Here is an 11,269-nt window from a genome sequence, read left to right on the forward strand (position 1 = left end):
CCGGGAAAGGATTGTCCCGTGACGAATCTTGCGACGAACGCGGAAAGCCTGGTGTCGGCGGAGGTGCGCGACGAAGCCGTCGCCGCCGCGCGTGCCGCGGCCGTGGCTTCGGGCGTCGAAATCCGCGAACTCACCGAAATCGCCGATCTGGCCGCGGTGGCCGGTCTGTTCGAGTCGATCTGGCGGTCCGCGCCGGGCGCCCGGCCGGTGAGCACGGAACTGCTCCGCGCGATGTCCGCGGCCGGGAACTACGTCGCGGGCGCGTTCGACAACGGTGAGCTGCTGGGGGCCTGTTTCGGTTTCTTCGGAAACCCTGGAAAGGCGAGCCTGCACAGCCACATCGCCGGAGTCGCCGAGGCGGGTGTGGGCCGCGGGATCGGGCACGCGCTCAAACTGCACCAGCGCGGGTGGGCGCTGCTCCAGGACGTCTCGGTGATCACCTGGACCTTCGACCCGCTGGTGCGGCGCAACGCCTATTTCAACCTGGGGAAACTCGGCGCGCGCCCGATCGGCTACCTGCCTGATTTCTACGGTCCGATGGAGGACAGCATCAACGGCTCCGGTGACACCGACCGGCTGATGGTCGGCTGGGATCTGATCAGCCCGGAGGTCCGTGCCGCCACCTTCGGTGAACCCGTCCTGATCGACGCGGTAGCGCTGGGCGCGGCGAAGGCGCTTTCGGTCGACTCCGACGGCGGCCCGAGCATCGGATCCGCCGACACGCCGACCGTGCTCGTCGCCGTCCCGTCCGACATCGAACGGTTGCGCCGCACCGATCCCGGTCGCGGCAGCGCGTGGCGCGTCGCCCTGCGCGAAGTCCTCGGCGGACTGATGGCGGACAACGCCCGAGTCGCCGGTTTCGATCGTGCCGGCTGGTACGTGATCTCGAAGGAGCAGTCGTGAAACTCAGCGGTGTGGAACTGCGCCGGGTCCGGATGCCGCTCGTGGCGCCGTTCCGGACGTCGTTCGGAACGCAGTCCGAACGGGAACTGCTGCTCGTCCGCGCGGTGACCCCGGCGGGCGAGGGCTGGGGCGAATGCGTCACGATGGCGGCGCCGCTCTACTCGTCGGAGTACAACGACGCCGCCGAGCACGTGCTGCGGAACCACTTGATCCCCGCCCTGCTGTCGGCCGAGGACGTCACCGCGTACAAGGTGACGCCGTTGCTGGCGAAGTACAAGGGGCACCGGATGGCGAAGGGGGCGCTGGAGATGGCGGTCCTCGACGCCGAACTCCGCGCGCACGAACGGTCCTTCGCGGCCGAGCTGGGGTCCACTCGCGACTCCGTGGCCTGCGGGGTCTCGGTCGGGATCATGGACTCGATCCCGCGGCTGCTCGACGTCGTCGGCGGCTATCTCGACGAGGGCTACGTCCGGATCAAGCTGAAGATCGAACCCGGCTGGGACGTCGAGCCGGTGCGCCAGGTGCGTGAGCGCTTCGGTGACGACGTGCTGCTGCAGGTCGACGCGAACACCGCGTACACCCTGGGCGACGCGCCCCTGCTGTCCAGGCTGGACCCGTTCGACCTCCTGCTGATCGAGCAGCCGCTCGAAGAGGAGGACGTGCTCGGCCACGCCGAACTGGCCAAGCGCATCCGGACGCCGATCTGCCTCGACGAGTCGATCGTCTCCGCGAAGGCCGCGGCGGACGCGATCAAGCTCGGCGCCTGCCAGATCGTGAACATCAAACCCGGCCGCGTCGGCGGCTACCTCGAAGCACGCCGGGTGCACGACGTCTGCGCGGCGCACGGGGTCGCGGTGTGGTGCGGCGGGATGATCGAGACCGGGCTCGGCCGTGCGGCCAACGTCGCGCTGGCCTCTTTGCCCGGCTTCACGCTGCCGGGCGACACTTCGGCGTCCGACCGGTTCTACCGCACGGACATCACCGAGCCGTTCGTGCTGGAGGCCGGGCACTTGCCGGTGCCGACCGGACCGGGGCTCGGCGTGACTCCGATTCCCGACCTGCTGGACGAGGTCACCACGGAGAAAGCGTGGATCGGTTCGTAGCGCGCTACGAAATCCGGGGTTAGATTTGGTCGGATCGAACCATTCGGTTCGGTGAGGCCGGGTTTAACTTCGGGGGGTGCTGACACCGGTGCCCAGCAAGCCGCATACGAGCTTGGGGCGCGTGCTCGAGGACCTCGGGGACGTGCTCCTGGAACCGGTCGCGGTCGGCCGGACCACCCGCAAGCAGCTCGGCGGGGTGGTCATCCACGATCCGCACGACGAATCCGACATCCCTGGCGGAGCCGTCGTGCTCGGCGTCGGGGTGCGGGAGCAGGACGAGGTCGTCCGCCTCTTGCACGACGTGGGTGCGAGAGGCGCGGCGGCGCTCGTCGTCCGCTCTCCCGTCACCCCGGCGCCGGAACTCCGGCGCGCCGCGGATTCGTCCGGGGTCGCTCTGCTCGGGCTCGCGCGGGGCGCCTCCTGGGCGCAGCTCGCCGCCATGCTCAGGACCTTGCTCGCCGAAGAGGACGTCGGCGAGGTCTCGCCGCAGCCCCTCGGCGGAATGCCGTCGGGCGATCTCTTCGCGCTGGCCAACGCGATCGCCGCGCTCGTGGACGCGCCGGTGACCATCGAGGACCGCAGTAACCGGATCCTCGCGTTCTCCGGGCGCCAGGACGAGGCGGACCCGTCCCGGGTGGAAACCATCCTCGGCAGGCAGGTGCCGGAGCGGTTCGCCCGCGGCCTGGAACGGGACGGTGTCTTCGAGAAGCTGTACCGCGACCACGCGCCCGTGTACGTCGATCCGCAGCGGTACGACGACAACACGATCGCGCTTCCCCGCGTGGCGCTCGCCGTCCGCGCCGGCGACGAGGTGCTCGGATCGATCTGGGCGGCGGTCAGGGAACCGCTCAGCGGGGAGCGCACCCAGGCGCTGATCGACGCCGCCAAACTCGTCGCGTTGCACATGCTCCGGTTGCGCGCGGGCGCCGATGTCGAACGGCGGTTGCGCGCGGATCTGGTGAGCACGGCGCTCGAAGGCGGCGCCGGGGCACCGGAGGCCATCGCCCGGCTCGGGCTGCTCGGCCGGCCGTCGATCGTGCTCGCCATGGGCCTGCTCGGCGCCCCCGCGCCCGAGGACGATCTCCGGCTCGTCGCGGATCGCCAGCGGGTCGCCGACGCGCTGGCCATGCACCTGAGCGCCGTCCAGCCTCGCTCGGCCGTCGCGCTGGTCGGCGACGTCGCCTATGGCATCCTCCCGATGCCCGGCGGTCACGCCGACTGCCAGGAGCGTTCGGTGCGGGTCGCGTCGACCTTCCTGGAGCGCACGGGACGCCGGGCGGCGGCCGCGATCGGCATCGGACCGCTCGCGCTCGACGCGTCCGGGCTCCACGCCTCCCGGGACGGTGCGGACCGGGCGTTGCGCGTTCTGCTCACCAACGGCGGCGCCAAACGCGTCGCGACCGCCGACGACGTCCATGTCGACGCACTCATGCTGGATCTGGCCGATCTCGCCGCGGCCAGGGGAGACGTCGCGACAGGACCTGTCGCGCGGCTGCTCGCCTACGACGCCCAGCACCAGTCACAACTGGTGCACACCCTCCGGTGCTGGCTGGACGCCTTCGGTGACATCGGAGCCGCGTCCGCGTCGGCCTACGTCCATCCGAACACCTTCCGCTACCGGTTGCGGCGTCTCGCCGAAGTCGGCGAGATCGACCTCGACGACGCGGGGGAGCGGTTCGCCGCGATGCTGCAACTCCGGCTGTTGCCCCGTGACGTGCGGACCGTTCCGCCAGGCGCCGAAGACTGACGTTGGTCGCCCGGCCCGAAACGGCGGCGGATGTTCGTGTGATCGCACGAACTCCGCTCGCCGAACGCGTTTCAGAATGAGTGATCGGCGCCACGCTCGCCGTTCTCCTTCTCTCCCAACGTTTCCGCGGAGGCGCCATGACGGCAGTGGTCAACGAGGACACCTGGACAGCGCGGCGGATCAACCGGACGGCGCTCATCACCATGGTGGTGATGGTGTTCGCCTGGGCGGTCGACTACATCGACCGGTTCTCGATCGGGATGGCGCTGCCGATGATCGGCGCCGAGTTCGAGCTCAGCAAGACCCAGCAGGGCTGGCTCGTCACCGTGTTCGCGCTGGTCTACATGGTCTGCCAGATCCCGGCCGGCTTCCTCGCCGACCGGTACGGCTCGCGGGGGCCGATGCTGGTCACGCTGCTGCTCTGGTCGGCGTTCACCGCGATGACGGGGATGGCGGGCACCTTCGGCATGCTGCTCGTCGTCCGTGGCCTTTTCGGTGTTTGCCAAGGACTTTTCCCGGCGGCGTCGTTCAAGGCGATCGCCGAGCGGACCACTCCCGGCAACCGCGCGACGGTGACCGGCGTGATGCTGTCCGCCGGCGGTATCGGCGCCGGCCTGGCGCCGTTGCTCGTCGGCCCGCTGCTGATGGCGGTCGGCTGGCGGCACACGTTCTTCTGGATGGCGGGGATCGGCGCGATCATCGGCGTGGTCGTCTGGACGTTGTTGCCCAAGGCGCTGCCCGAAAGGCTGAGCAGCCTTCCGCGCGACGAGGCGAAGACCCCGGAGGTCTCCCGCAAACAGGTGCTGAAGTCCTTTGTGGTCTGGAAGTTCACGCTCTTGTTCTGCGCCACCAACATGCTGAACTACGGCCTGATCACCTGGGTGCCCAGTTACCTGCTCGAGGCGCGGGGCCTGACGCTGAACCAGACCGGGGTGCTCGCGGCGATCCCGATGCTGGTCAGCATCGGGACGACCATCCTCGGCGGCTGGCTGTTCGACCGCTACTTCCACGACCACGGACGCTGGTACCTCGGTTCGATCGCGCTGGTGACCGTGGTGCTGCTGATCCTGATGGTCTCCGCGGAGACCACGGCGGAGTTCACCCTCTACGAGACGCTCGCCCTCGCGGTGTTCGGCATGGCGACTATGGCCGTCTTCGGCCTGCCGCTGCGCGTGCTGCCCACCGCGGTCACCGGGATCGGCATGGGCGTGATGAACTTCGGCGGTCAGGTGGCGGGCGCGGTCGCCCCGGTGGCGATGGGCTGGCTCGCCGACGCGTTCTCCTACACCGCCGCGTTCGGCTTCCTCATCTGCACCACCTTCCTCACCGCCGTGATGGCGTTCTGGGTTCCGCAGAACCCGGCACAGTTCACCTTCTCCCCGGCCGGTCCCAGTTCGGGCTCGTGAGTGGTGAGGACGGTTCCATTTTGAGGGGTAAGGCAAAGGTGCCGTGCCGGGCGAGGTGTGAGCTTTCCCTGCCTCGGACGATGAGCGGGTCTCGAGCGCCTCGCCCGGGACGCTCACCGTCTCGAACGTGACGCTCGGGACCCACGCCCATGGTCGCCGATACGGCACGCCACTCACGAGTCCCAAGTAGACAGGAGTTCCATGTCCACCGCGTCCGAAGTCATCGCAACGATCAACGAACGCGCGAAGGAGGTCGGCGTCCGGGTCCGGCTGCACGCGGCCGAAGTCGACGGCACCCGGCGGATCGGCGTCGACGAACACACACCCGTCGTCACGGCGTCGGTCTTCAAGGTCCCGATCGCGCTGGAACTGGCGAGGCAGGCCGCCGAAGGCGGGCTCGACCTCGGTGAGCGGATCACCGTCCCGCCGGGGCATCCCACGCCGAGTCCGTACGGCCTGGCGACCTTCCGGCACGAGATCACGATGTCCTGGTACGACCTCGCGATCCTGATGATCGGCATCAGCGACAACGTCGCCACCGACCTGATCCTCGACCGCGTCAGGAAGGAAGCGACGGAGAAAACGTTGCGCGACCTCGGTTTCGAGCACACCACCGTTACTCAGGACTGCAGGGAGGTACTCGACAGTATCGGCGAGGACCTCGGGATCTCCTACGAGGACGACGAAAGGTTGCTGGCGGGGCTCCCGATGGAGCGGATCGCCGCGTTGCGCGCCCTGCGACCGGAGCACACTTGCGCGACGACAGCCGAAGAGATCACTCGGCTGCTCGGGCTGATCTGGCGCGACGAGGCGGCTCCGCCGGCCGCGTGCGCGGACGTCCGTCGCTGGATGGAACTCCAGGTGTGGCCGCACCGGCTGCGGTCCGGGTTCCCGGACGACGGGATCCGCGTCAGCGGCAAGACCGGGACCCTGCCGTCGGTGCGCAACGAGGTCGGCGTGGTCGAGTACCCGGATGGTGGCCGTTACGCGGTAAGGATTTTCACCGACGCCGTCGACGGGCGGTCGAGAGTGCCGGAACGGGACGCCTTCATCGGTTTCGCCGCGGCACAGGCCGTCGAATGGCTCAGGCTTCCCGAGGCCGGGAGCGAATGATTCGTCCGCCCGGATGAATTTTCCCGCCGCTCTCGTAGTTCCGCACGAACCGGTGACGCCCGTCACCGGCCTAGCATTCCGGGAACCGCCGGACCACCCTTTCCCTGGACAAGAGGTGCGCATGTCGAAACTTTCCGAAATCGAGACCTGGCTCGCGGAGAACTTTTCCGCCCTTCTGGAGAAGCATCAGGTTCCCGGCGCCGCCGTCGCGGTCTTCGCCAACGGCGAGGTGATCGACCACGCGGCCGGCGTGCTGAACAAGAGCACCGGCGTGGAGTCCACAGTGGACTCACTGTTCCAGATCGGGTCGATCACCAAGGTGTGGACGACCACCCTGGCGATGCAGCTCGTCGACGAGGGCGAGCTGGACCTCGACAAGCCGGTCCGCGACTACCTTCCCGAATTCGCCCTCTCCGACGAAGACGCGGCGTCGCGGATCACCGTGCGGCAGCTGACCTGTCACATCGCCGGCTTCGAGGGTGACATCTTCACCGACACCGGACAGGGTGACGATTGCGTCGCCAAGCTCGTGGCGACGCTTTCCGACGTGCCCCAGCTGTTCCCGCCGGGGGAGATGTTCTCCTACAACAACGCCGGGTACTGCGTGCTCGGCAGGCTCGTCGAGGTCCTGCGCGGAAAGTCCTACGACGATTGCCTGCGCGACCACCTCTTCGCTCCGCTCGGGCTGACCCACGCCGCGGCCGGGCCGTACGACGCGATCCGGTACCGCGCCGCGATCGGCCACGTCCAGCCGACGCCGGACGACGAGCCGGTGGCGGCACCCGTGTGGGCGTTGACGCGGTCGAACGCCCCGGCGGGTTCGCATCTCGCGATGCGCCCGCGCGACCTGCTCACCTTCGTGCGCATGCACCTCAACGAAGGCCGTGCGGACGACGGCACCCAGGTCCTCAAGCCCGAAACCGCGCGCGCCATGTGGGAACGCCAGGTCGAACTGCCCTACCTCGGCCTGATGGGCGGGGCCTGGGGGCTCGGCTGGATGATCTTCGACTGGGAAGGCGGCCCGGTGATCGGCCACGACGGCGGCACCATCGGCCAGTCGGCGTTCCTGCGGGTGGTGCCGGGCAGCAACGTCGCGGTCGCCCTGCTGACCAACGGTGGCAAACCGCTGCACCTGTACCTGGACATCTTCGGGAAGGTGCTGGGTGATCTGGCGGGCGTCGAGGTCCCGCCGCTGCCGGAGCCCAACGCCGCGGAGTACCCGGCGGACCCGTCGCGCTTTGTGGGCGAGTACTCGTCGCAGGTCGCGGACGTCGTCGTCAGCAAGGACGAGGACGGCGGCCTGTGGCTGGAACGCACGCCCAAGGGAATATTCGCAGACCTCGGCCCGGCACCGGAGAAAAGCAGGTTGCTGGGCTACAAGGGGGACACCCTGGTCATCGAACACGACGGGCTCGGCCTGCACATGCCGCACGCGTTCGTCGGTGACGACGGCACCGGCAGGGCGTTGTTCGTCCACACCGGACGGGCCGACCGGCGGGTGGACCGGTGACGGCGACCTCCGACGAGATCGAGGCCGTCTTCGCGAGCGCGGGGGCACGTGGATTCGTGCACGCGCGCGAGATCGGTGTCCCCGGCGGCCCCGAAGTCGGTGTCGGCGCGGACGACCCGGTCGTGCTCGCGTCCGTGTTCAAGATCCCGGTGGCGGTCGCCTTCGCCCGTGAGGTGGCCGCCGGACGGCTCGACGAGACCGAACGGATCCGCGTCACCGCGCGCTACCGGATCGGCGGGATCGGGACCGCCGGCTGCGCGGACGACGTCGAGATGAGCTGGCGCGACCTGGCGCATTTCATGCTGACGATGAGCGACAACGCCGCGACGGACGTCGTCTATCACCGGGTCGGGCAGGAGTCCGTCGACCGGGTGCTCGCCGACCTGGGACTCACCAGGACGCGGCTGATCGGCTGCTGCGAGGACCTCTTCGCCTCGGTGATCGCCGATCTCGGCGCTGGACCGGACGACGATCTGGAAGCCGTCTTCGCCGCGGCCACATCCGAGCAGTTGTGGAAGCTCTCCGTGCTCGACCCGGAACGCACGACGTCGTCGACCCCGCGGGAGATCACCGAGCTGCTCGACGCGATCTGGACCGACCGCGCGGGCGACCCGGCCGCCTGCGAACGCGTGCGGACGATCATGGCCCAGCAGATCTGGCCACACCGGATCTCGTCCGGTTTCCCCGCCGAGGTGGCGATCGCGGCCAAGACCGGGACGCTCCCGGCCGTCCGCAACGAAGCGGGGGTGGTGACCCATGTGGACGGTCGCCGGTACGCCGTCGCGGTGTTCACCCGCGCCGAGTCCCTCGCCGACCGCTTGCCCGCGGTCGATTCCGCCATCGGCAGGGCCGCCCGCCTCGCCGTCGATCACCTCCGTGCGCAGACCGTGACCCAGTAGGAGAACCGCATGAAGAAAGCCCGGCTCACCGCCGCGATCACGAGCGTGGTGGCCTTGACCGTGAGCGCGTGCGGGGGGACGTCGCAATCCGGGCAGGACCGGACCGCGAACCAGAAATTGACCGAGGGCAAGACCTTCACCATGGCGATCGGTACCGATCCGGGAGCGCTGGATCCGGCGATGACCGTGCTCTCGGTCGCGCTCGACATCGGCCGCTACCTCTACGACAGCCTGATCAACCTCGACGAGACCGGCAAACCGGTCGCCGGGCTCGCCGAGAAGTGGGAGGCCTCCACGACCACGGCCTCCTTCACCCTGCGGAACGGGATCACCTGCGACGACGGCACCCCGTTGACCGCGAGCGACGTGGCGGCGAACATCAACTTCGTCGGCGAACCCGCCAACAAGTCCCCGATGTCCGGGCTCACGGTCGCACCGGGGACCAAGGCGACCGCGGACGACGCGGCGCGGAAGATCACGCTCACCAGCGGAGCACCGGACGCGTTCCTGCTGCGCAACGTCGGCGGTCTGCCGATCGTCTGCGGCAAGGGCGTGACCGACCGGCAAGCGCTGGCCAAGGGTAAGTACGGCACCGGCATGTTCACCATGACCGAGATCGTGCCGAACGACCACTACACCCTCACCCGGCGCAAGGACTACGCGTGGGGGCCGGGGGACTGGCAGCGTGAACAGCCAGGCCTGCCGGAGAAGGTGGTCTTCCGGGTCATCCAGAACATGACGACCGCCGCGAACCTGCTGCTGTCCGGTGAACTCAACGGCGCCCGGATCACCGGTCAGGACCAGCAGCGGCTGCGCGCCCAGAAACTGTTCCACGGCGAGCAGGTCGTGCCGATGGGCGAGATGTTCTTCAACCAGGCGCCCGGCCGCGTGGGCGGCGACCTGGCCGTGCGCCGCGCGCTGGTGCAGGCGCTCGACCTCGCCCAGATCGGCAAGGTGCTCACCGGCGGCGCCGGGGCGCCCAGCCAGGGGATGGTCACCACCGAACCCAGGGCGTGCGCCGGAGACTCGGTGAGCGGCAAGCTGCCCGCGTTCGACGTCGCCGCCGCGAAGTCGGCCTTCGACGCGGCGGGCTGGAAGCCGGGCGCCGACGGCGTGCGGGTCAAGGACGGCAAGCGGCTCGCGCTCACCGCCATCTACGGCACCCAGGTGGGGCCGACGATGGCGCCCGCCGCCGAACTGATGCAGCAGTCCTGGAAGGCAGCCGGCGCCGAGGTCACGCTCAAGGGCCTCGACAGTCCGGGGACCAGCCAGGTGCTCTTCAACACCGGCGAGTGGGACATCTCGCTCGCGCCGGTGACCTTGCTGCTGCCGAGTCAGGTCAGCCCGTTCGTCTCGGGGCCGAAACCGCCCGCCGGCACGAACTTCGCGCACATCGAGAACGAGCGGTACACGTCGCAGGCCGCTCAGGCGGCGCGGATGCCGGGTGACTCGGGCTGTGCGACCTGGCTCGCGGCTGAGCAGGCGCTCATCGAGCGGCTGGACGTCGTGCCCTACGTCAACTCGGTCATCCCGACCTTCGGCAGCAACGCGCGGTTCAAGGTCATCTTCGGCTCGGTCGAGCCGTCGTCGATCCGGATGTACAGCTGATGGCGGTCGCGGCCGCCCCGGCCGGGTTACGCGGCAGTCCGTGGTCGTCGTTCGCGCTGCGCCGCCTCGGCCGGTTCGCGATCTCGCTGTGGGTCCTGGTCACCACGGCGTTCCTGATGATCCAGCTGATCCCCGGCGACCCGGTCCGGGCGGCGCTCGGCTTGACCGCGCCGGTGGAACTGGTGAACGCGCGACGCGCGGCACTCGGCCTCGACGATCCGCTGTGGCTGCAGTACGTCCACTACCTCGGGGGTCTGGTCACCGGTGACTTCGGCACGTCGATGACGAGCGGGCAGCCGGTCTCCGAGGTGATCGGCGACCGGTTGCCCGCCACCCTCCAGCTGGCGTTGCCCGCCTTCGCGGTGGTCATCGCGGTGGCGATCCCGCTGGGCCTGCTGTTCGCCGTGCTGACCCGCGGCGGGCGACGGCGGGGCGGCGAGCTGGCCTTCACCTCGACGACCGTGCTGCTCGCGGCCATCCCGGAGTTCCTGCTCGCCGTCGCGCTGGTCGCGTTCTTCGCGGTCCGGCTCGGCTGGTTCCCGGTCGCCGGGAACGCGGACGCGAGTTCGTTCGTGCTCCCGGTGATCGCGCTGGCGCTCGGCCCGGCCTCGGTGCTCGCCCGCATCGTCCGGGTGGAGACGCTTTCCGTGCTGGGCAACGACTTCATCCGTACCGCGCGGGCGAAACGGTTGCCCGCGCGGGTGGTCTACCTGCGGCACGCGCTGCCGAACGCGCTGACCGCGACGCTGACCATGGGCGGGCTGATGCTGACCGGGATGGTCGCCGGGACGGTGCTGGTGGAGAACGTGTTCGCCTGGCCCGGTCTCGGTTCCACCATCGCGCAGTCGATCCTGCAGAAGGACTACCCGCTGGTGCAGGGGATCGTGCTCGTCTACGGCATCGGGGTACTGCTGGTGAACCTGACGGTGGACGTGCTGCTGGCCGTCCTCGATCCGCGTTCGACGATCCGGGAGAACTGA

General features: G+C 69.4%; 9 protein-coding genes. All 9 read left to right on the forward strand.

Annotated elements, in window-relative coordinates:
• Positions 1–18 precede the first annotated feature (18 nt).
• Positions 19–903 carry a hypothetical protein gene (locus tag H074_RS07835; protein ID WP_007029493.1) on the forward strand — a complete coding sequence of 295 codons (885 nt, stop codon included), beginning with the start codon at positions 19–21 and terminating at the stop codon, positions 901–903.
• On the forward strand, positions 900–2,006 hold the full coding sequence (gene menC / locus H074_RS07840; protein WP_007029494.1) for an o-succinylbenzoate synthase: 1,107 nt from the start codon (positions 900–902) through the stop codon (positions 2,004–2,006). Before H074_RS07835 ends, menC begins: the two co-directional genes overlap by 4 nt.
• A 76-nt stretch (positions 2,007–2,082) precedes the next feature.
• Positions 2,083–3,753 carry a PucR family transcriptional regulator gene (locus tag H074_RS07845; protein ID WP_039921801.1) on the forward strand — a complete coding sequence of 557 codons (1,671 nt, stop codon included), beginning with the start codon at positions 2,083–2,085 and terminating at the stop codon, positions 3,751–3,753.
• Positions 3,754–3,890: 137 nt separating this feature from the next.
• Positions 3,891–5,159 carry an MFS transporter gene (locus H074_RS07850; protein ID WP_039921846.1) on the forward strand — a complete coding sequence of 423 codons (1,269 nt, stop codon included), beginning with the start codon at positions 3,891–3,893 and terminating at the stop codon, positions 5,157–5,159.
• Positions 5,160–5,360: 201 nt separating this feature from the next.
• Positions 5,361–6,272, forward strand: coding sequence for a serine hydrolase (locus tag H074_RS07855; RefSeq protein ID WP_007029497.1), 912 nt, complete (start codon positions 5,361–5,363; stop codon positions 6,270–6,272).
• A gap of 121 nt (positions 6,273–6,393) precedes the next feature.
• Complete coding sequence (locus H074_RS07860; protein WP_007029498.1) at positions 6,394–7,782, forward strand: serine hydrolase domain-containing protein; 1,389 nt, start codon at positions 6,394–6,396, stop codon at positions 7,780–7,782.
• Entirely contained in the window at positions 7,779–8,681 is a 903-nt protein-coding gene (locus H074_RS07865; protein WP_007029499.1) for a serine hydrolase, read from the forward strand. Before H074_RS07860 ends, H074_RS07865 begins: the two co-directional genes overlap by 4 nt.
• A gap of 9 nt (positions 8,682–8,690) precedes the next feature.
• Positions 8,691–10,289 carry an ABC transporter substrate-binding protein gene (locus H074_RS07870; RefSeq protein ID WP_007029500.1) on the forward strand — a complete coding sequence of 533 codons (1,599 nt, stop codon included), beginning with the start codon at positions 8,691–8,693 and terminating at the stop codon, positions 10,287–10,289.
• Positions 10,289–11,269, forward strand: coding sequence for an ABC transporter permease (locus tag H074_RS07875; RefSeq protein WP_007029501.1), 981 nt, complete (start codon positions 10,289–10,291; stop codon positions 11,267–11,269). Before H074_RS07870 ends, H074_RS07875 begins: the two co-directional genes overlap by 1 nt.

The organism is Amycolatopsis decaplanina DSM 44594 (assembly GCF_000342005.1).
Lineage (GTDB): Bacteria > Actinomycetota > Actinomycetes > Mycobacteriales > Pseudonocardiaceae > Amycolatopsis > Amycolatopsis decaplanina.